The organism is Mariprofundus erugo, from assembly GCF_005818865.1.
In the GTDB taxonomy this organism is placed as follows: domain Bacteria; phylum Pseudomonadota; class Zetaproteobacteria; order Mariprofundales; family Mariprofundaceae; genus Mariprofundus; species Mariprofundus erugo.
Map to the genome: position 1 here is coordinate 37,596 of NZ_VBRY01000007.1, position 20,609 is coordinate 58,204.

Annotated in this window: 20 protein-coding genes and 1 tRNA gene; 6 read left to right on the forward strand and 15 right to left on the reverse strand. The window is 55.7% G+C overall.

Features of this window, described 5'->3' with window-relative positions; translation table 11 throughout:
* Nucleotides 1-97 precede the first annotated feature (97 nt).
* Together FEF65_RS08250 and FEF65_RS08255 are read left to right on the forward strand one after the other, a co-directional pair.
* A complete protein-coding gene (locus FEF65_RS08250; RefSeq protein WP_138239334.1) occupies nt 98-1,492 on the forward strand; it encodes a hypothetical protein in 1,395 nt (464 codons plus the stop codon).
* A gap of 390 nt (nt 1,493-1,882) precedes the next feature.
* The gene (locus tag FEF65_RS08255; protein WP_138239335.1) at nt 1,883-2,656 is read left to right on the forward strand and encodes a hypothetical protein; all 774 of its coding nucleotides are present in this window, start codon (nt 1,883-1,885) and stop codon (nt 2,654-2,656) included.
* A gap of 48 nt (nt 2,657-2,704) precedes the next feature.
* On the opposite strand, the gene trpC is transcribed toward FEF65_RS08255, so the two are convergent.
* From trpC to trpE, 5 genes are all read right to left on the reverse strand, one after another.
* The gene (trpC, locus tag FEF65_RS08260) at nt 2,705-3,490 is read right to left on the reverse strand and encodes an indole-3-glycerol phosphate synthase TrpC (protein ID WP_138239465.1); all 786 of its coding nucleotides are present in this window, start codon (nt 3,488-3,490) and stop codon (nt 2,705-2,707) included.
* A gap of 71 nt (nt 3,491-3,561) precedes the next feature.
* Nucleotides 3,562-3,954 carry a GxxExxY protein gene (locus tag FEF65_RS08265; protein WP_138239336.1) on the reverse strand — a complete coding sequence of 131 codons (393 nt, stop codon included), beginning with the start codon at nt 3,952-3,954 and terminating at the stop codon, nt 3,562-3,564.
* Between the two features lie 80 nt (nt 3,955-4,034).
* On the reverse strand, nt 4,035-5,066 hold the full coding sequence (gene trpD / locus FEF65_RS08270) for an anthranilate phosphoribosyltransferase (RefSeq protein WP_138239337.1): 1,032 nt from the start codon (nt 5,064-5,066) through the stop codon (nt 4,035-4,037).
* Nucleotides 5,063-5,629, reverse strand: coding sequence for an anthranilate synthase component II (locus tag FEF65_RS08275; protein ID WP_138239338.1), 567 nt, complete (start codon nt 5,627-5,629; stop codon nt 5,063-5,065). The genes trpD and FEF65_RS08275 overlap by 4 nt, the downstream gene beginning before the upstream one ends.
* The gene (trpE, locus tag FEF65_RS08280; RefSeq protein ID WP_138239339.1) at nt 5,626-7,056 is read right to left on the reverse strand and encodes an anthranilate synthase component I; all 1,431 of its coding nucleotides are present in this window, start codon (nt 7,054-7,056) and stop codon (nt 5,626-5,628) included. The genes FEF65_RS08275 and trpE overlap by 4 nt, the downstream gene beginning before the upstream one ends.
* Nucleotides 7,057-7,097: 41 nt before the next feature.
* Between trpE and FEF65_RS08285 the strand changes: the two genes are divergently transcribed.
* The 4 genes from FEF65_RS08285 (at nt 7,098) to FEF65_RS08300 (ending at nt 10,981) form a co-directional block, all read left to right on the forward strand.
* Nucleotides 7,098-7,173: transfer RNA gene (locus tag FEF65_RS08285), tRNA-Ala, on the forward strand.
* A 205-nt stretch (nt 7,174-7,378) separates the two neighbouring features.
* Nucleotides 7,379-8,041, forward strand: coding sequence for an ABC transporter permease (locus FEF65_RS08290; RefSeq protein WP_238701272.1), 663 nt, complete (start codon nt 7,379-7,381; stop codon nt 8,039-8,041).
* A gap of 190 nt (nt 8,042-8,231) precedes the next feature.
* Nucleotides 8,232-10,136 (forward strand): GspE/PulE family protein, encoded by a 1,905-nt coding sequence (locus tag FEF65_RS08295; RefSeq protein WP_138239341.1) that lies wholly within the window; start codon nt 8,232-8,234, stop codon nt 10,134-10,136.
* On the forward strand, nt 10,133-10,981 hold the full coding sequence (locus FEF65_RS08300; RefSeq protein WP_138239342.1) for an HDOD domain-containing protein: 849 nt from the start codon (nt 10,133-10,135) through the stop codon (nt 10,979-10,981). Before FEF65_RS08295 ends, FEF65_RS08300 begins: the two co-directional genes overlap by 4 nt.
* A gap of 85 nt (nt 10,982-11,066) precedes the next feature.
* Here FEF65_RS08300 and FEF65_RS08305 read toward each other — a convergent pair whose 3' ends face one another.
* The 10 genes from FEF65_RS08305 to FEF65_RS08350 all read right to left on the reverse strand — a co-directional run bounded on the left by FEF65_RS08305 (nt 11,067) and on the right by FEF65_RS08350 (nt 20,543).
* A complete protein-coding gene (locus FEF65_RS08305) occupies nt 11,067-12,164 on the reverse strand; it encodes a TolB family protein (protein ID WP_138239343.1) in 1,098 nt (365 codons plus the stop codon).
* A gap of 163 nt (nt 12,165-12,327) precedes the next feature.
* Nucleotides 12,328-12,780 carry an SRPBCC family protein gene (locus FEF65_RS08310; RefSeq protein WP_138239344.1) on the reverse strand — a complete coding sequence of 151 codons (453 nt, stop codon included), beginning with the start codon at nt 12,778-12,780 and terminating at the stop codon, nt 12,328-12,330.
* 187 nt (nt 12,781-12,967) lie between these two features.
* The gene (dapD, locus tag FEF65_RS08315; protein ID WP_138239345.1) at nt 12,968-13,792 is read right to left on the reverse strand and encodes a 2,3,4,5-tetrahydropyridine-2,6-dicarboxylate N-succinyltransferase; all 825 of its coding nucleotides are present in this window, start codon (nt 13,790-13,792) and stop codon (nt 12,968-12,970) included.
* 363 nt (nt 13,793-14,155) lie between these two features.
* Nucleotides 14,156-15,358 carry an alanine racemase gene (locus FEF65_RS08320; RefSeq protein ID WP_138239346.1) on the reverse strand — a complete coding sequence of 401 codons (1,203 nt, stop codon included), beginning with the start codon at nt 15,356-15,358 and terminating at the stop codon, nt 14,156-14,158.
* A gap of 2 nt (nt 15,359-15,360) precedes the next feature.
* A complete protein-coding gene (locus FEF65_RS08325) occupies nt 15,361-16,557 on the reverse strand; it encodes an aminotransferase class I/II-fold pyridoxal phosphate-dependent enzyme (protein ID WP_138239347.1) in 1,197 nt (398 codons plus the stop codon).
* Nucleotides 16,558-16,564: 7 nt separating this feature from the next.
* Nucleotides 16,565-16,984 (reverse strand): hypothetical protein, encoded by a 420-nt coding sequence (locus FEF65_RS08330; protein ID WP_138239348.1) that lies wholly within the window; start codon nt 16,982-16,984, stop codon nt 16,565-16,567.
* The gene (gene argH / locus FEF65_RS08335; protein WP_138239349.1) at nt 16,977-18,365 is read right to left on the reverse strand and encodes an argininosuccinate lyase; all 1,389 of its coding nucleotides are present in this window, start codon (nt 18,363-18,365) and stop codon (nt 16,977-16,979) included. Before argH ends, FEF65_RS08330 begins: the two co-directional genes overlap by 8 nt.
* 98 nt (nt 18,366-18,463) lie before the next feature.
* On the reverse strand, nt 18,464-18,667 hold the full coding sequence (locus tag FEF65_RS08340) for a SlyX family protein (protein WP_138239350.1): 204 nt from the start codon (nt 18,665-18,667) through the stop codon (nt 18,464-18,466).
* A gap of 69 nt (nt 18,668-18,736) precedes the next feature.
* Nucleotides 18,737-19,438: a response regulator transcription factor gene (locus tag FEF65_RS08345; protein ID WP_138239351.1), complete on the reverse strand. Its 702-nt coding sequence runs from the start codon at nt 19,436-19,438 to the stop codon at nt 18,737-18,739.
* 118 nt (nt 19,439-19,556) lie between these two features.
* Nucleotides 19,557-20,543: a serine/threonine protein kinase gene (locus FEF65_RS08350; RefSeq protein WP_138239352.1), complete on the reverse strand. Its 987-nt coding sequence runs from the start codon at nt 20,541-20,543 to the stop codon at nt 19,557-19,559.
* Nucleotides 20,544-20,609 lie beyond the last annotated feature (66 nt).

A 20,609-nucleotide genomic window follows, 5' to 3' on the forward strand; every position in this document is an offset into this window, starting at 1 on the left:
GCAAAATCAATGTGTGGCAAAAAAACACATAGCTGAGTGTGGCATGTTGACCCAGTGAGGAGGATCACACATTGTTCGCACCATCGTAGTCGCGGATGTGAGTCGCACTGAAGATTGCCTGATCGACAGTGATCAAGATACGCACCCTGACCACGAAGCTAATACTGGCTCCCTGAGCCAAATTTATATTCGAGGATATTACAACATGAAGAAGATGCTTCTTTCTGCTGCTGCTTTCGCTGTTGTTGCTGTTTCTGCTGTTGCAGTTGCACCGACCACTTCTGAGGCTATTCCGGCATTCGCTCGCCAGACCGGCGCTGCTTGCCTGAGCTGCCACTTCCAGACCTTCCCGGCTATCAACGCTTTCGGCCGTGCATTCAAGATGGGCTCTTTCACCGACGTTGGTGAGCAGGCTCTGGTTGAAGACGACAACCTCTCTATCCCTTCAGTACTGAACGCTACCGTTGTAATTCGTGGTAACTACACCAACACCGCTACCACCGGTCTGACCAGCAATGGCGCTTGGGCAGTTCCTTCCGAGACCCCAATCCTGATCGCTGGCCGTATCGGCTCCAACAGCGGTGCATTCGTTGAGTTCGCAAACGGTGGTGCTGGTGCCGCTGCTGGTGTTACCGTCGGTAACTGGCAGTTCATCAACTCCTTCGACATGGGTGGCTTCAAGATCGGTGCTGGCATGCACAACTCCGGTTTCGGCGGCTCTGCAATCATGGAAGTTTCCAACGTATTCGGTCAGCACTCCGGTAAGCTTGCTGGTGGCAACCTGTCTGCAATCAACGCAGCTGGCTTCAACGCAGCAACCATCGGTGCTGGTATGTGGGTTGGCAACGAGATGGGCAACCTGCAGCTCTCTCTGGTTGCTCCACAGGCAGCACAGGGCACCAACGTTGGCCTGAAGTTTGCACGTCTTGTTCGTGGCGTTCTGACCACCGAACTCGGCGGCTTTGACACCCTGATCGGCTTCGGCTCCGTTACCGGTACCGCTGGCCGTCCTGCAACTGTACCAGTTGGCGGCGTAGCCGGTGTTGGTCCAGTTCCTATGGACCTGCTGTTTGTTGACGTACAGGCACAGGGCGAAATCGGCGATATGTCTCTCGGTATCTACGGTGACTTCGCTAACGCCAAGGGCAAGACCTCTACCGACGCAGCTGCTGCAATTCCTAACAACTTCTACGGCGGCGCTGCTGCTGGCGGCAAGTTCGATGCATGGTCTCTGCGTGCTGAGCTGAAGCCACTGCACAACATGGGCTTCGGTATTGGCGTTGCTAACAACAAGCTGACCTCCGGCGTTGCCGGCACCATCGCTACCAAGGTTGCTACCACTCAGGTTGCAGCATTCTATGAGATCTACCAGAACTTCGAGATCAACCTGATCTATAACTCTGCCAAGACCTCTGGCGGCGGTACCGTTGCAGCTCCTGCAGTTGGCACCACCACCAACACCACCACCATCGAGTTCGAAGCTCTGATGTAAGAAGTACCTCATTCCGGTTGGAATGGGTTTAACAGAGGGAGGAGCTTCGGCTCCTCCCTTTTTTATTGTTGATTCGAGCATTTGTTGTGATACGTAATGCGCAGTGTTCTTTGCAGTAAGGGCTTTCACCGCAGAGGACGCGAAGGTACGCAAAGAAAATATATTCAGCATGGGGCAGTCTGAGCGATAAGCTGCTGAATGCGCTACGGGTATCCGGGGCCTCAAATGACGGATGCGGTTCATTTTATTTATGTCGGCATTTACTTTGCGTAACTCTGCCTCCTCTGCGGTGAAATATTTTAAGTGACTGGCTCTTTTCATGCGATTGCCCTGGCTGTCGGCTCGATTCTTATTGACCTGTCAGATTGCAGGGGGTTAAATGCTGCGCCTATGAAACGAATTTCCCTGTTGACCCTCACCTTTTGTGTAGCTCTATCACTCCCGGCATGCTCGGATATCCTGCCAAAGAAAATGGCATGGGGTGTGGATGAAGGCACTCAGGCTGCCTATGCCGATGGTGGCGATGCCGCTGCGCCAAATGCGCGCGCTCCGCTGGATGTGCCGCCTGAGCTGCGTGCCGAGCTTGAGGTGCCTGCCGCAGACAGTGTGGCAACGGTATCTGACGACAAGGTTTTGCCGGAAAATTATCGCAAGGCTGTAGCCGGAAAATATGTGGCGCTGGATGCAAAATTATATGAAGCCAATCCGGGTCAGGTATTCTCCGCCATGATTGATGCGATGACGGCTCTGAACCTGCCGGTGCAAAGTGTGGATTCTCCTTCCGGTACACTGACGACCGACTGGATTCGCAAAGGTGCCGGCAAGAGCAATGCGGTCAGCATGTTTGCCAACCTGTTTGATTTTGGCGGCGGTCCCAAAATTGTGCGCTATCGCTATGTGGTGCGTGTCATGCGGGCCATGGTCGAGGGACATGCACAGTCGCAGCTTGAAATTCGTACGATCGGCCAGGTTTATGATGGTCACAACTGGGTCAATGCCCAGCTGAAACAGAAGGTGGCTGACGATCTGTTCAGCGCCTTTGAAGAGCAACTGGCCAGTGCGCAGGCAAGAGCACCACAGCCGGCCCCTGCGGCCAACACTGTTGCTCCCGCCGCACCGATGGAAGAGCCTGTAATGGGCAGTGAAGTTCTGACAAACCAGTAAGTATTCATCAAAAAAGGGGCGCAAATGCGCCCCTTTTTCTTGAATCTCTCAGCCGATCAGTGCGGCGAGTGCCTGTCCCGGATCAGGCTGGCGCATCATTGATTCACCGATCAGGAATCCGTAGACGCCTGCATCATTCATCAGCCTGATATCTTCTCCCGTAAAGATACCCGATTCGGTAATCACCGTGCGCTCGGCACTAATGGAAGATAACAGTTCAATGGTAGTGTCCAGGCTGGTTTCAAAGGTGTGCAGGTTACGGTTGTTGATCCCCATCAGCTCAGTATCAAGCTGCATGGCTCTCTCAAGCTCGGCACGATTATGTACCTCAGGCAATACGCTTAATCCCTGCTCACGGGCACAGGCTGTCAGCTCTGCAGCAAGTACATCATCCACCATAGCCAGAATCACCAGAATGGCATCTGCTCCCATCGCTCGTGCTTCAATAATCTGATATGGGTCCAGCATGAAGTCCTTGCGCAGAATGGGAAGCTTCACCGCCTGCCGAATGCTGCTGACATAGGCATCGTCACCCTGAAAGTATTTTACATCGGTTAAAACCGACAGGCAGGTGGCGCCGCCCCGTTCATAGCTGCGGGCAATAGCGACCGGATCGAAGTCGGGCCGAATGATACCTTTCGACGGGCTGGCCTTTTTTACTTCGGCAATGACTGCATTCTGTTTGCCGGAGATCTTGCTGCTCAGGGCGCCGGCAAAGTTCAGTGGTGTGCGCGCAGCCGCAAGCGTTTGTAGTGCATCGAGCGACCGCTTCTGCTTGCAGGTGGCCACCCAGCCGCGTTTGTATTCGGCAATTTCATTCAGGATCGAGCTCATATTATTTACCGCCATGGTCGCAAAGGTTCGCAAAGGAGATGCAGAGATCGTCATTGGGATTCGTTATGTTTTCAGAGTTCATTGACCATCCGCTTGATGCCGTCCTTCAGATGGATGGCATTAAAATTAATAAGAAGGCCCAGTCGTTTGTTAGACAGCTTTAGATAAGATAGAAGCTGGGCCTCGTGAACAGGAAGAATACGCTCAGTTGTCTTTAGCTCAACAATGATGGTATCGCCTACTAGCAGGTCACTGCGATATCCGGCATCAATCCTGTGCCCGCGATACATAATCGGAAGCTCCAGTTGCCTTTCGCAAGCAATGCCTCGACTGTGTAATTCGAAATATAGGCAATGTTCATATGCGGATTCGAGCAGTCCAGGCCCAAGCGAGGAGTGTACATACATAGCGGCATCGAGAATGATGCGGCTGAGTTTGTTAATATCGTCAGTTGATTTAACCATGATTGATTAATGCAACGCAGATAGTTGAGCAGAAAAAATCATTCCCTTTGCGAACCATTGCGCTCTTTGCGGTGAAGAATTCATGCCGCAGATTGTTGTGTGAAGTCAATCAGGGCATCCAGTGTCTGCTGTACCTTGCCGCTATCAATGGCACGGGCTGCCATGGCAATCCCTTCTCCTATGCCATTGACCTTGCCTGCGACCCAGAGGGCGGCAGCGGCATTGATCAAAACAATGTCTCTGCCTGCGCCTGGCTGACCGGCAAAGATATGCTTTAAAATGGCTGCATTGGTTGTTGCATCATCGCCTGCAAGGGCTTCAGGTGTGGCGTAGGGCATGCCGAAGGCGGCAGGGTCGATTTCGAACGCGATAGGCGCTTCGCCCTGCTGTACCAGAATCGCATCGGTGATGTCGGTGGTGGTGATCTCATCAAGGCCATCGCGCCCGTGTACGACCAGTGCACGTTTGCAGCCGAGCTCGGCGAGGGCACCGGCAACGAGCTCCAGCTTCTCTTTGGCAAAGACGCCAAGGACCTGATAGTCGGCCTTTGCCGGATTGGTCAGCGGGCCAAGCAGGTTAAACAGGGTGCGAACTCCCAGTTCACGACGTACGGGGCCTGCATGGCGCATGGCCGGATGCAGTTTCTGGGCAAAAAGAAAGCCGATGCCGGTGTGATCAATGCAGTCTGCGACCTGCTCCGGCGTCAGTTCAAGGTTGACGCCGAGCGCCTCAAGGACATCGGCAGCACCCGATTTGGAAGACATGGCGCGATTGCCGTGTTTGGCAACAGGTACGCCACAGGCCGCAACAACCAGTGAAACGGCAGTCGAAATATTGAATGTTTTAGCGCCATCGCCACCGGTGCCGCAGGTGTCAATCAGGCCGGTGGCTTTGGGGGTGATGGTGGTGGCAGCTGCGCGCATCGCTCTTGCTGCACCGGCGATGATTTCCGCTGACTCGCCACGAATGGAGAGCCCCATCAGCACGGCAGCGATTTGTGCTGTTGTCGCCTCCCCCTGCATTATGGCGGAGAACACCGCTTCGGTTTCGGCGCCGCTGATCTCATGGCCGGCCTGCAGCGCCCGGATGGTCTGTAATACCGCCTGGTTCATGCGCTGGTCTCGAGAAAGTTTTTCAACATCTCATGGCCATACTCGGTCAGGATCGATTCCGGGTGGAACTGAACGCCAAAGGTCGGGTGTTCCCGGTGCCTCAGGCCCATCAGTTCCCCTTCACGGGTCCATGCTGTTTTGATCAGGCAATCAGGCAGTGGCTCCGGTACGATCAGGGAGTGATAGCGGGTGGCGGTAAACGGTGAGGGGAGCCCCTTGAACAGACCTGCTCCATCATGCTCAATGGGGCTGGTTTTTCCATGCATCAGGCGGGGGGCGCGGATCACCTCGCCTCCGAATACCGCAGACATCGACTGGTGCCCCAGGCAGACGCCAAGCAGCGGGATTTTACCGGAGAAGCGGCGAATGACCTCCATGGAGATGCCTGCCTCATGCGGCGTGCATGGGCCGGGGGAGATCAGGATATGATCGGGCGCAAGCTCGGCAATCTCATCCGGCGTAATCCGGTCGTTGCGGTGTACGAGCGGGGTTTCACCCAGCTCGCCAAGATACTGAACCAGATTGAATGTAAATGAATCGTAGTTGTCGATCACCAGAATCATGATGCTTTCCTTTGCTGTGCTTCTGCCAGTGCAACGGCGCGGAACATGGCTGTTGCCTTGTTCACGCACTCCTGATGCTCGTTTTCAGGTACGGAGTCGGCAACAATGCCGGCACCTGCCTGAATATGAACCTCGCCGTTATGAATGACGGCCGTGCGGATAGCAATCGCCGTATCCATACGCTGGCCGCCATAGCCTATGTAGCCGACGGTGCCTGCATAGGGGCCGCGTGCGACCGGCTCCAGTTCATGAATGATCTGCATGGCGCGTACTTTAGGTGCACCCGAGACGGTGCCGGCCGGAAATGTTGCCGCCAGCAGATCAATGCTGTCGATATCCTCACGCAGTGTTCCCTCAACCTGTGAGACTATATGCATGACGTGTGAGTAGCGCTCAATGACCATGGAGGAGGTCAGTTTAACCGAGCCGTACTGGCAAACCCTGCCCAGATCATTGCGGCCGAGATCCACCAGCATGACATGTTCCGCCAGCTCTTTGGCATCAGCCAGCAGTTCTGTTTCAAGTGCCATATCCTCTGCGGTTGTCTTGCCGCGTGGCCGGGTGCCGGCAATCGGGCGGACAACGGCCTTGTCCATATCGCGGCGTACCAGGATTTCAGGCGATGAGCCGACGAGAATGGTGTCGCCGATATGCAGGTAAAACAGATAAGGCGATGGATTGATGTGGCGTACTGCGCGGTAGATATCAAAAGGTGCACAGGCCAGCGGTCGCGAAAAACGCTGGGAGAGCACGACCTGAAAGATATCCCCGGCAAGAATATAGTCGCGAGCCCTGGCGACAGCCGCCTCAAAATCGGCTTGTGATGTCAGCGCTTTGGGCGGAGCTATCACCGATGTATCGGCATCAAGCCGCAGAATTGCCGCCACTTCCCCTTCAAGGCTTGACTCCATGCCATCCAGCACTGCCTCTGCAGCTTTTGCCTGATCAGCAGGCATGCGTACGCAGCAGGTGAGTGTGCCACGCAGATTGTCGAATACCATGAAGCGATCGACCAGCAGGCAGGCGGATTCGGGGGCGCCGACTGGATCGGGAAGATCGGTGGGGATATCCTCAAAGCGGGAGACCAGCTGATAGCCGAAATAGCCGACTGCACCACCGGCAAATGGCAGGTCATCTACGGCGAGAAACTGCTGCTGAATCACCTGCTGGCGTAACCATGCAAGGATATCTCCATCATAGATCTCCTCCCGTCCGTCACGGTGGCGGAGCAGGGTTTGCTGGCCGTCAGCGGTTGCGCGACAGGCAGGGCTGATGCCCAGAATGCTGTATCGGCCCCATTGCTCGCCACCCTCGGCGGATTCAAAAAGGAAGCAGTCGCCTCGTTCAACCAGCCGTGAAAATAACCCCGGCGGAGTCAGGCAATCGGCAGAGAGTGGGCGCCTGAAGAGGTGCATTTTTATATTCATGTTGACAAAGCCTCGGATGCATGGCGGAATTCGCGTCCTACGGGGCCATAGCTCAGCTGGGAGAGCGCTTGCATGGCATGCAAGAGGTCGGCGGTTCGATCCCGCCTGGCTCCACCAAACAGAGAACCGGACGCATCGCGTCCGGTTTTTTTATGCCCTGATGTGAGTGAAATATGCATGCTGCGAAGGGTATCTATTCTTCTGTGGCCGTGCTATCCCCAATATCCTGATTGCTCGATGAAGCAAAGCGTGTGCATGCGGGGGGCTGACTTCATCGCCGGGCGTGCTGTGATTGAAAGGAGTGCGTATGCCGGATGCGGGCATGACCGATATGTTGATCAGGTTATTGGCCGCCTGGTTGTTACTTGCCGGTGCGGCCCTGTGGGCCTCGCGCGAGCGACTGGGGTTATCCGGGCGCATGCTGATCGCATCTGCACGCGGCTTGTTGCAGCTGCTGGCGCTGGCATTTGTCCTGCACTGGATTTTTGATATTCGTTCACATCTTGCACAGGCGCTGCTTGTTGCCGTTTTCTGTGTGCTGGCCGCCCATAACAGTGCCGGCCATTATGACGGTCGCAGGTCGACGTGGCTGGCTGCCGCTGTGGGGCTGATTTGCGGTTGTGTGGTGACATTGCCATGGCTGGCATTCAGCGGCGCTATTGCCGATGATACCCGTACGCTGGTTCCGCTTGGCAGTATGATTGCAGCCAATGGTATGAACGCGGTTTCTATCATGTTTGAACGCTTGAAGGGCGGTGGTGTTGTCGGTGACGGCATGAAGCTGGCGATGATTCCCACCATTGATACGTTGCGGGTGGTGGGGCTTGTGCATATGCCGGGGATATTTGTCGGAATGGTGCTGGCCGGAGCTCCTGCCTTTGAGGCTGCCGTTGCCCAGCTGGTTGTGCTCTACATGATTATCGCCTCAAGCTTTACCGCCTGTCTGGTCAGTGTGCGGGTGATGGGGTATGTACAGGAGCGCTGATTCAGTCAGTGCTTCTGTGCAGGAGATGTATCGGGTTGGCTATGTCACGCTGTTGATTATTTGACGACCATGCTGACACGTTCTTTTAAAGTCGCCATTTTAATGCTCCTGAATCGCTGTTATTTCCCTGATTTTGCTGATTTGTGGTTGGCACCAATCCTGCTGAACCCTGTTATCTGCAGGAGGGATTATGGCGGACGAGCTGCGTGGTGGCAGGCCAAGTGACGAGATAGATGGGCTGAAAAAACAGCCCGGTGGTACCTTTGCAGCCATTCTGGTGGATGAGGGCGTCCTTACCGTCAGTCAGGTGAAGAAGGCCGTGCGGGTACAGACAAAGCTCGGTGCCAGCAAGCTGCTTTCGACGATTTTTGTCGAGCTGGGCATGATGACGGAGGATGAGCACCGTCGCCTTGCCTGCAAGCATGGGCGCAGCTTTCGGCTTGGCGATCTCTTTTGTGAGCTCGGCTATATTACGCTGGCTCAGCTGCAGAAGGCGGAAGAGGTTTTGCGCCAGTCGCCCGGCAAGCGTATCGGCCAGATTTTTCGTGAGCTGGGCATGGTGGATGATCGCCAGCTGGCTCAGGCTCTTTCAGAGCAGCTGCGCCTGCCACTGATTCATATCGATCTGGATATGGCAGACCGTGAGTTGTTGCATCAGTTTGCCATTAAATTTATGCGTATGCATTTGACGGTACCGTATGAAGCAAGTGGTAATCGTGTATCGATTGCCACCTCGAATCCGATCAATAATCCCGCCATTGAGGAGATTGAAAATCGCCTGCGTAAAAAGGCGGTTGTTGTCATCGCGGCCGAGAGCGCGCTGCTGTCGATGCTTAACAAACTCGAGACGGCGGATGGCAAGGGCGGCGAGCAGCATGATCAGGTCGCCGATGTGGTCGACAGTATTCTGTTGTCGGCGATTCGCGAACATGCCAGTGATATTCATATTGAGCCGATGGTCAGCCATACCCGCATCCGTATGCGCCTGGATGGTGTGCTGATTCACAAGATGGATCTGCCGCCTGATCTGGCTCACCGGGTGGTTGCACGCCTGAAAGTACTGGCCTCCATGGATATTTCCGACAGCCGGCGCCATCAGGATGGCCGCTTCAGCCGGGAGGTGGGCAATGTCAGTGCCGACTACCGTGTCTCGACCTATGTGACGGTGTATGGCGAAAACATGGTGATGCGTGTGCTGCGCAGTACCGGCGGACTGAAAAATATTGAACAGATCAGTATGAGTCGTGGTGTGCTGGAGCGATTCAAGCATGAGGCGCTGGATGTGCCGACCGGAGTGATCCTGATTACCGGGCCGACCGGCTCGGGAAAAACCTCCACACTTTATGCCTCTGTTGATTATCTCAATCGTCCGACGACCAAGATTATCACCGTGGAGGATCCTGTTGAGTATATCGTGCCGGGCATCATGCAGTGTTCGGTGGATACCACGGCCGGTCGCTCCTTTGAGCAGTCGTTAAAGGCGGTGCTGCGCCAGGATCCTGATATTATCGTGATGGGCGAGGTGCGCGATCGTTTATCGGCGCAAGTTGCTGTTCAGGCGGCTCTGACCGGCCACAAGGTGCTCACGACATTCCATACCGAGGACTCGATCGGTGGCCTGTTGCGATTGATTGATATGGGAATCGAGACCTTTCTGATCTCTTCAACCGTGGTCAGTATTCTGGCACAGCGCCTGATTCGTACGATCTGTCCGGATTGCCGGCAGGCCTATATGCCTAACAAGCGTATTGCCAACATGGTCGGGATTGATGATGCCACCCTGCGGGCGCATACCTTTTACCGGGGCACCGGTTGCGGTACCTGTTACGGGACCGGCTATCACGGCCGTACCGCATTGCATGAGTTGCTGGTGTTGAATGAACAGGTGCGTGAGGCGATTCTTGAGCGACGTACTTCGCATGAGGTGAGGCAGATCAGCTGTGACAGTACGCAGCTTCTGTCGCTGATGGAAGATGGTCTCTATAAGGTATTGCAGGGATTTACAACGATTGAGGAGGTCTACCGCATCGTGCCGCGATCAACCTCACACCGCAGTGTCGAAGAAATTTACCGATTGATGGGGCATGAAAAATGAGCGTGGACAGTTTTGAGCTGGCAAAAGAAATTCGACGTCGCTTCGAGGCCGGCGATGCGCGCCTGCCCGTGCTGCCCGAGGCGGTGATCAAGGTTCGTCAGATTGTGAATGATCAGGAAAAGGGGGCGGCTGATATTGCCCGGGTGCTTGCCAGTGATACCACCTTCTCGACCACGGTATTGCGTATTGCCAACAGTGCCCGTTTCCGGGGGACAGGGCAGGAGGTGCGCAACCTTTCGATGGCGATTCAGCGATTGGGCGGGCGCCGGACCCTGCAGTTAATGACGGCGATCTCGAGTCAGGTTCATCTGGCCGTAAAAGTACCGGAATTACAGGTTTTGTTACGTGAAAGCACCCAGCATGCACTGCTGGTGGCTGCTGCAGCCCAGCACCTTGCCCGGCTCACCGGCAGTATCGATCCGGAAGAGGGATTTATGGGCGGCATGCTGTTTGATGTCGGGGTGGCGGCCATTATTTGTGCGGTACCGGACGAAATTGCCCGCTGTAACAATGAGCAGCGTCATGAGCTGCTGGGCCAGTTACACCGCGAAATGGGCGGGCGCTTGCTGACCTACTGGGAAATGCCCGATGCCTTTATTGCTCTGGCTTCTCATCATGGTGTCGAGGCGGATGACCGGCCGCGTGAAAACCTTATTGATGTCATCGATGCCGTGCAGTTTTTGCTGGCGGGCATGGGGTATGCACCGCCGTTTGATACATTGCCTGATATGGATGTGCTGCATTATCCGCCGATGAAGCGGCTCGGCTTGAACGAGACCCATCTGGCTGCGGTGGAAGTGGAGCTGGAGGACAGCTTCCAGGAGCTGGCGGGTATATTCAGCTGACAGTGTTCGGCCGCTTTTGCCTCTTGCTGTCGTGATACAGAAGCAGATGGCGCTACGGCGGAGAAATGATCCGTAGCGCCATGATTCATTTGTCGCTGCTTGTTCCTGTTGTATCGGGCTGTTGCCAGTTGATGCTCCAGATATGAAAGCCTGCAGATGCTGATTTCAGTTGATGTTGTGCCAGTGTTGCCTTGTCAATTTTCCGGTCGGAATGAAAGTAGATGCGTCCATCGTTTCCCATCCAGGCGCCTCCATCCCGTGCCGGGTCCCTGGTCACCTGAGTCAGATTGCGCCCGTTGATATCAATGCTCCAGATATCCCATGCTCCTTTGTCGGCATGGCGTAGGTCAGGTGCTGTCCGGTCGGAGGTAAAGAGCAGCCACTGTCCGTCGGGGCTCCATGATGGCTGCACGTCGGTGCTTCTGCTGTCGGTCAGCTGAATCAGCTCTGTGCCGTCGGGATGTACGCGGAACAGGTGCATGCTGCGGCCCACCGGCATGGCAAAGGCGATCCAGTTGCCATCCGGAGAGAGGCTCGGATTCATACCCTGGCTGAGTACCTGCTCACTGCCATCGCTGTTAAAGCGGACGATTTCACTGCTGGCGTCATCGAAGGACCAGTTGTTGAAATAGTCGCGCTCTTTTGTCTGGCGGTGACTGTTCTTTTTGTCGGCCGGCTTCAGACGCACGGCGATGATGGTGCGGCCATCTTTCAGCAGCAGCGGCTGCGATATCAGGCCGGTAAGCGCCTGAATGCGGCGTTGCATACCTTCGCCATCGGCACTCTTTTCCCAAAGCCCCAGCTCGCCGGTTTTTTCTGACAGGAAACAGACCGTATGAGGATCCATCCATGTGGTTGAATCGATGGCACCCGGATCATCACTGACCACATTGGCAGGGTCACCATTTTCGCTATAGCGGCGGGATATCCATGGACCGCCCCGATGGTGGTTGCCGGTCAGGGTGAGAAGAAAACGCCCGTCGGCCGAAGGGTGCGGATACATTTCTGTTTCATTCGGCTCCAGTGTCAGCAGTGTGGCCGAATCAGCCGGCTGATCCTGTGGCCCGCCGGAGGTGGCCGGTCGGTGCTCCTGCATCCAGTCAAGAATGCTGGCGGCGCTGGCCGGAGTGGTGAACAGGGCTGATAACGCCAGCCCGATAGCGGCAGGTATACTGTATCTCATAAGTGGCTCCTGAAAAGAGGGGGGGCGTGTCAGACCGGCAGGGAGCTGGCACTGTCGCATGATACATGGTGTTTTTCAGGAGTATGTGAGCTGCATCACGCAAGATGTGCAGCCATCAAACAGAGGGGGGAGGGGTGAGCTCCCCCGCTCTGTGCGGGTTACGTTACTGCTCTGCCGATTCGAGAAGTTCTTTCAGGTTGTTGAAGTCCATTTCCAGCTCACGCTTGGCAATGTGGGCGACAACAGGGCTGGCTACCTTGAAGAAGCGACCGACTTCCACCTTCAGTACCCGTTTCACCAGGGTGCCGCCATTGTCTGTTGCCTCAAAAGCCATGCTGGCTTCCATCGGGAATGGCCCGGTGGTCGATTTTGCCGCCCAGTAGCTGCCGTCATCATTCCTTTCGGTGACCACCCAGTCCTGCTCGATGACGCGGCCAAGGAATTTTTCCTTCACATGATAGACCGTTCCTGCGGCAGGTGTGCCGGGTGTCTTTTTTTCTGACTCAAGCACCGACGATTGCCACATGGGATCATTGCTGTTGTCATCGACATAGCGGATGACGTCAGCGAGTGGTCGATTGATTTCAATACTCACTTCCAGCTTGCTTAAAGGCATACTCCCTCCTCTCTCCTCAGGTTGAGGATTTCGGCTTATCATACAGTGCCATCAGAGGCGGTTCCAGTGACGCCATCCATGCAAACAGCCCGGGTGACACAGGTCACCCGGGCTGTTTTTCTCTTGTACCGGAGGTGTTGCGATGCCTTCCCCTTGCCCTCAATGATCTGGACAGAGGGGCTTACGGTCAGAAATCGCGCAGCAGCTCGGTGATGCCTGTTTTGGAGCGGGTCTGTTCATCCACTTTCTTGACGATGACCGCGCAATAGAGGTTCGGGCCACCCGATTTGCCCGGCATGGAGCCGGATACAACAACAGAGTAGGGCGGTACTTCGCCATACATGACGGCGCCGGTTTCACGATCGATAATGCGGGTGGATTTGCCGATGTAGACGCCCATCGAGATCACCGACCCTTCGCGCACAATCACACCCTCAACGATTTCGGAGCGGGCACCGATGAAGCAGTTATCTTCGATGATGGTCGGAGTCGCCTGCAGTGGTTCAAGTACGCCGCCAATGCCAACGCCACCGGAGAGGTGTACGTTCTTGCCGATCTGGGCGCAGGAGCCGACCGTGGCCCAGGTGTCGACCATGGTGCCTTCATCCACATAGGCGCCAATATTGACGTAGGAAGGCATCAGAACCACTTTCGGAGCGATAAACGCGCCCTTACGTACCGTCGCAGGAGGAACAACGCGCATGCCCCCTTTGCGGAACATATCCTCTCCCCAACCGGCAAACTTTTGTGGAACCTTGTCGAAATAGTTGGTGCCGCCGCCGCTGATGACCTGATTGTCGTGCATCTTGAAATAAAGCAGAACGGCTTTCTTCAGCCACTCCTGGGTAACCCAGTTGCCGTTGGCATCTTTTTCGGCCACGCGAACGCCGCCGTCATCCAGCAGCTGAATGGCCTGCTCAATGGCCTCACGTGTGGCGGCATCTGCCGTTTTTAGTGTCCAGGAATCACGTGTATCCCAAGCCTGTTCAATCGCGTTCTGCAAATAGCTCATAGCCGCTCCCGTATGTTTGTTTTGCCAGCGTCTGGCGCTGATTGAATCCAGCGCTTCCTTAGCGGCCATGGATGGCTCGCTAAATCAGACACGTAAGTGTTTGATTTGTAAGTAAAGGTAAAATGACTCGGGCATCATGCTCTCGCCCTGCGGGCGGCCGTTGGCCGTCCAATCGGCTTCCTGCCTCTTTGTCACGCCTTTGCCTTTACGGACTGATTTTTGCCAGGAGGGCAATAAATCAGCATCTCCTTAAGGGTTGCCTGCTGACGTTTGATCACCATGCCCCCTTTGTGAAGTCATCAATGCTGCATAATGTGTCCGGCCTTGCAAGCCTGCCAGGTCCGGGCTCCCTGTGAACCTGATTTAGTCGAGGACGATTTCCCGAGGCCGTTCGTGGCTGAGGAATTCGAGGTTGGACATACTCAGGCCATAGGCGCCAGCCAGACCAAAGACCGCGATATCACCGACATCAGCCCTGTCGATATAGATATCATTGGCCAGTTTGTCGGCACCGGTACAGAGGGGGCCGCCAAAATAGACCTGCTCCTTCCTTACATCCTCCTGTGCAGGGAACAGCTTTTCCCTGTTCATCGGCACAATGGCCATCGGATGATTGATCGCCAGTGCAGCCGGTCGGCGGAAGTGATTGATGCCACCGGCACAGATGACCTGCTTTTTGCCGCGACTCTCCTTGATATCGAGAATCTCGCTGCAGAACCAGCCGGAGTCGGCTGCGAGATAGCGTCCCAGTTCAAGGAAAAATGTCCGTCCGGCGAAGCCGAACCGCTCGATGAGCGCTGACAGGCCATCGGCATAGGCCTGCGGGTTGAAGTCATGGCCTGATTCAAGGTAATCGATGCCGAAACCGCCACCGAAATCGATGATGTCACAGCATACATCGGGGTGCTCTTTTTCAATCTGCTGTGCCATGCCGAATACAAGTTCGCAGTTTTTCAGCAGGTCATTTACATTCAGCACGCCGGATGCGGCATAGACATGCAGCCCCCGGAAGTTCAGGTGCTTCAGGGCGAGAATCTGTGGCAATGCATCGGCCAGCTTCTCTTCATCAATGCCGAATTTCTTCGAGCCGCCGGAAAAGGTGGTCTGGGCATCATGAATGTCAAAGTCGGCATTGATGCGCAGCAATATATCCTGGCGTTTGCCGAGGGATTCGCAGATGGCATTCAGGCGCCAGGCCTCGGTCAGGGACTCGATATGAATGGTGCGAATGCCGCGCGAGGCGCCCCAGTGCAGTTCTTCGGGGGATTTGCCCGGCCCGGTATAGATCAGGCGGCTGGCATCAAAACCTGCGGCAACGGCCTTTTCCGCTTCACCAAGGCTGGCGATCTCAATACCTTTTGCTCCTGCCTCAAAGGCGGCCTGCAGAAAAGCCTGATGCGGATTGGCCTTCATGGCGTAATAAACCTCTACGCCAGCGGGCATGATGCTGTTGAGGTGGGTAATCCTCGCACGCATTGGCGCCGTGTCGTAGACATAGCAGTTTAATGTGGAACCGCTGCCGGCAAGCTGGCGCAGTGTTTGTTCGAGACGGGTCGATATGATCATGGTTATATACTCACTGCACGGAGCCTGCGACCAAGCTCCGCTGCCTTATCCGGTCCATCGACAAGGGCGACACGGACATATCCTGCCCCCGGATTGCTGCCGGTATGGTCATCGGCGGAAAGATAGGAGCCCGGCAGCAAGGTAATCGCCTGCTGTTCATAGGCTGCGATGGCAAAAGCCTCATCGTTTTCCACCGGTAACCAGATGAAGAATGAGCCGGCCGGTGGCTGCCCTTTGCCATAGTTATCAAAAAATGCCTGCAGGCTTTGCCGGTAAATGGCCAGGTGCTGCTCGACATGTGTTTCATCCGACCAGGCAGCTGCAGCGACATGCTGGAGTGGCAGGGGAGTGGCAGGCCCCGTATAGCTGCGCAGCTTGGCAAAACGGTTGATCAGGGCGGCATCGCCGGCAATCAGGCCGGAGCGCATGCCCGGCAGGGCCGAACGCTTGGATAGTGAATTCATCACCAGGCAACGGGCATAATCATTGCGCCCGAGCGCTGCAGCAACCTGCAGCAGGCCAACCGGTTTTTCATGCCAGTAGATTTCCGAATAGCACTCATCTGAAACGATATAAAAGTCATGCTCATCGGCAAGGGCAAGCAGGCGGGTGAAGTAGTTGTGATCAGCGACCCAGCCGGTTGGATTGGAGGGGGAGCAGACATAGACAAGCGCAGTGTTGGCCCATACATCGGCCGGAATTGCATCCAGATCCGGTTCGAAACCATTGGCCGCCGTACACGGCATAAAGTAGGGGTGTGCACCGGCGGTAATGGCTGCGCCTAGGTAGATCTGGTACATCGGGTTGGGCATCATCGCCCATGGCTTGATATCCGCTTCGGGGTTAATCAGTGCATGGGCGATGGCAAACAGTGCTTCACGAGTGCCATTGGCACTGAGTACCTGTGTGGCGGCATCGATCTGCGGCAATCCGTAGCGGCGCATCAGCCATGCCGCAATGGCTTCGCGGAGGACATCATTACCACTGGTGGATGGGTAACGGGAGAGGCCGCCGAGGTTGGCTGCCACTGTCTCTGCCACAAATGCAGGCAGTGGCAGGCGAGGCTCACCGGCGCCTGCATCGATGTGGGCCAGTCCCTGCTTGGGAGCGTGGCCGGCGAGCAGGCTTTTCAACCGTGCAAACGGGTAGGCCCCAAGCTGCTCCAGCCGGGTCTGTTGTGTCTGGTTGCCGTGACTCATGCCTGCCTCACTTGTACAGATCCACACCTTTGGCGTGGATGGCATGGCTCCATGGGCCGAGGTTGCCATCCGCATCATAGGCGCGGATGCGGAACAGGTATTCGGTTTTGTCATTTTTAAGTTTGATCAGCTTTTTTGTCTCACCGGTCTGACCCGGCATAGCAGCGCGGTCATACAGGCGGCGCCACATGCCCGGGCATTGGCAGTACGGGTCCAGTTCGGTCCTGTCTACCTGAAAGCCGACGCCATGCTCGTTGCCACTGAGTACAAACTGCAACTCAAGCACATTACCCACGACCTGATCGCGCAGGTCGCTGATTTGAGGTTTTTCTGTGCCGGCAATTTGCGGTGCTTCCTTGCGACCGCAAGCGGAAAGCAGAAGCACACTGATCAGCAGCATGGTTCCGAACAGCTGGATTTTACGCATTGAGCTGCTCCAGTCGATTCTGCCATGCGCTAACCTGCGCCCGGACCTGTGCGGGAGCAGTGCCACCAATATGGTTTCGTGCCGAGACGCAGCTTTCAACTGACAGCGCTCCTACCATGGCAGCAGTGAGGCGCGGGTCGATGGCGGCGCATGCCCCGGCATCCATCATGTGCAGCTCAATCGCTTCCCTGATGCAGTAGGCAACCGATTTGCCGACAATTTCATGCGCTTCCCGGAATGGTACACCGGCGCGCACAAGGGCATCGGCAAGATCAGTGGCCGTGGCAAAGCCGGATGCTGCTGCCTTGTGCATGATTTCGGTGTTGACACGCATGCCCGGTAACATATCACCGAATACGCGCAGGCTGCCCTGCAGATTATCCAGTGCATCGAACACAGCACCCTTGTCTTCCTGCATATCCTTGTTGTAGGCCAGTGGCAGCCCTTTGACCGTGATCAGCATGGCAACCAGCCCGCCGATAATACGGCCGGCTTTGCCTCTCACCAGCTCAGGCATGTCCGGGTTTTTCTTCTGTGGCATAATGGATGAACCGGTGCAAAATGCATCGGGCAGGTCGATGAAGCGGAACTGGGCACTCATCCACAGGATCAGCTCCTCCGACAGGCGGGAGAGGTGAACGGCACAGATGGAGGCAGCAGCAAGCAGTTCCATGATGAAATCGCGATCGGAGACTGCATCAAGAGAGTTGGCGGTCGGGCCATCGAAACCGAGTTCGGCTGCTGTCATCTCGCGGTCAATGGCAAAGGTGGTGCCAGCCAGTGCGGCAGAGCCCAGCGGACAGCGATTCATACGGGTGCGGGCATCGAGGAAGCGGCCGGCATCCCGCTCGAACATTTCGACATAGGCGAGCAGGTGATGGCCGAGGGTGACCGGTTGCGCTGTCTGCAGATGGGTAAATCCCGGCATGATGGTATCGGCGTGGCGGTCGGCGAGCTCAACCAGTACGCGCTGAACCTTGCGCAGGTGGGCGACAATCGTGTCTGTACGGCCGCGCAGATAGAGGCGGGTATCGGTGGCGACCTGGTCATTGCGTGAGCGGGCTGTATGCAGGCGCTTGCCGGCATCGCCGATACGGGCAGTCAGACGTGATTCAATATTCATATGCACATCTTCAAGGGCAATGGTGAACTCGAATTCGCCGCGCTCGATCTCGCCGCTGATTTCATCCAGTCCGCTCAGGATGGCATCAAGATCCTCCTGGCTGAGGATACCCTGCTGGCAGAGCATGCGTGCATGGGCGCGGGAGCCGGCGATATCTTCGGCATACATGCGCGCATCCACATCGATCGATGCATTGAAGGCTTCAACAAATTCATTGGTAGGGGACTCAAATCGGCCGCCCCAGGGTTTTTCAGACATGGCAGACACCTGTGTTTCTTTAATGTGGGCAACCCTACCGCCGGAAGCGGAGTACGGAAACAGCAGTCGTGCTTCCGGCTGTGCGAATGCAGGAGCTTTTAGTAATGCGGTGGCGGAACTTCTTCTTCAGGTCGCGCCAGACCCGATGACCCGTGCTGCTTCAGGTGTGCGCGCAGTTGCTCGACAACCGCCTCAAGGCGGTCGATCTGTTTCTGTTGCCGGATGACCACCTCATTGAGTTCACTGATCGTATGATCCTGATAGGTGAGACGGGACTCCAGTTCTATAATGCGATTTTCCATGGCCGCATCATTGATCTGATACACCGACTTGGAAAGTAATATTATTCAGGCCGGCAGGAGACGGATCAATCAAGATGATTGAACGTCCTGGCTCCCTGTGGGCTGGTTGTCGGCGTCTGTGCCAGCAGGTGGGATAATTCCCCTTTTGATGGCTTCATGAATGGCTGCTGCGCGGGTTTTAACGCCGAGCTTTTTATAGGTGCGCTGGCTGAAGGTTTTTACTGTGGGCAGCGAGCAGTGCATTTTTAGCGCAATCTGGTTAAAGCTGAATCCTCGAAACAGGAGATCCAGCATCTCCATCTCCCGTTTCGACAGTGTTGTATCGGGATTTGCCAGGCTGCTTCTGGCTGATTCCTTGCCGCTGTCGGCAAAGGCCTTGCTGACAGCATCGAGAATCTCCTGCTGCGTGGCCGGCTTGCAAAGATAATCGACCGCACTCAGGCGCAGTGCTGCGATCGCCGTATGGGTGCTCGGATGACTGGTCATGACGATGGCTTTGCATTCAGGGTGGTTTTCGGTGACATGCTGGATGATATCCAGTCCGGAATAGTTCCTTTCCAGAAAGAGAAGGTCGGCGATAATCAGATCGAAGTTTTGCCGGTCAAGGAGCTCCCTGACGGTCTCGAAATCGGATGCAAGTGAAACCATATAGCCATTTCCGGAGAGAATGGCATCAAGATAGGTTCTGATGATGTCATCATCATCAACAACGAGTATTTGCGCTTGCCTGCACTCTGGCAGGTCAGCATGTGTCGAACGCACCTTCATCATGACTCCCTGTGCAGCCTCAACCTGCAGGAAGTGGAAAGGTTAATCATTTTGGCGTGCCATGCACCTCCAAAATGAGCGCAAGCGTCTGTCGGCGGGCAGATAAGGCGCATGGATGGTGTTATGCAAACCACTGCAGGGGCGGCTGGTGGATGGCATCTGCCTGCTCCCGCAATGTCTGGATGTGCTCCTGCCAGAAATGATAAGTATTGAACCATGGAAATGCGGCCTTGAATGCAGGGTCATTGCGTCGGCGGGTGAGCCAGGCGGCATGGTGCATGATGCGGAGAGTGCGCAATGGTTCGATCAGCGTCAGTTCATGCGGGTCAAAGTCGTGAAACTGGGTATAGGCGCTCAGTACCGTATGCAGCAGGGATGTTTGTTGCACCTTGTCGCCGGAGAGGAACATCCACAGATCCTGTATGGCCGGGCCTGTGCGGGCATCATCAAAATCGACGATAAACAGGCTGCCCTGATGGCAGAGAATATTACCCGGATGGCCATCGCCATGCAGTCGTATCAGTTTTGCCGCGGTTGTTTCAAACCGGGCCTCGATTTCATCCAGTAGTATCTCTGCAATATCCATGTAGGCCGATTCAAGCTCAAGCGGGATCACCTCTTCGCTCAGCAGCAGGGTACAGGCATCGTCGCCGAATGTGGTCGGATTGAGGGCCGGGCGGTGTTTGAACTTCTGCGTTGAGCCGAGGGCGTGGATGCGGGCGATATAGCGGCCCAGCTGTTGCAGCTGTTGCCTGTTTTCCAGATCGGGGGCCCGCCCCGGACGACATGGATAGAGAGCAAAGCGGAACGGGCCATCATGATGAAGGGTTTCGCCCGCAATGCGCAGCGGCGCGATGACCGGAATATCGATGGCCTGCAGCTCAAGGGTGAATGCATGTTCCTCAAGGATGGCTGCATCGGTCCAGCGTTCGGGACGGTAAAACTTGGCCACCACGGCAGGCCCGTTATCCAGTCCGATCTGATAGACGCGGTTTTCATACGAATTAAGTGCCAGCTGAAAGCCATTGCAGTGCAGGCCGGTGCGTTCAATGCATCGTATCACCTGCTCCGGCCCGAGTTTGAAGAATGAATCTGTTCCTGTGCCCATCGCGCCAGACTAACATAATTCAGGTTGTCGTCGCTGGTTTGCCTCTGTGCTGCCGGTCACATACGC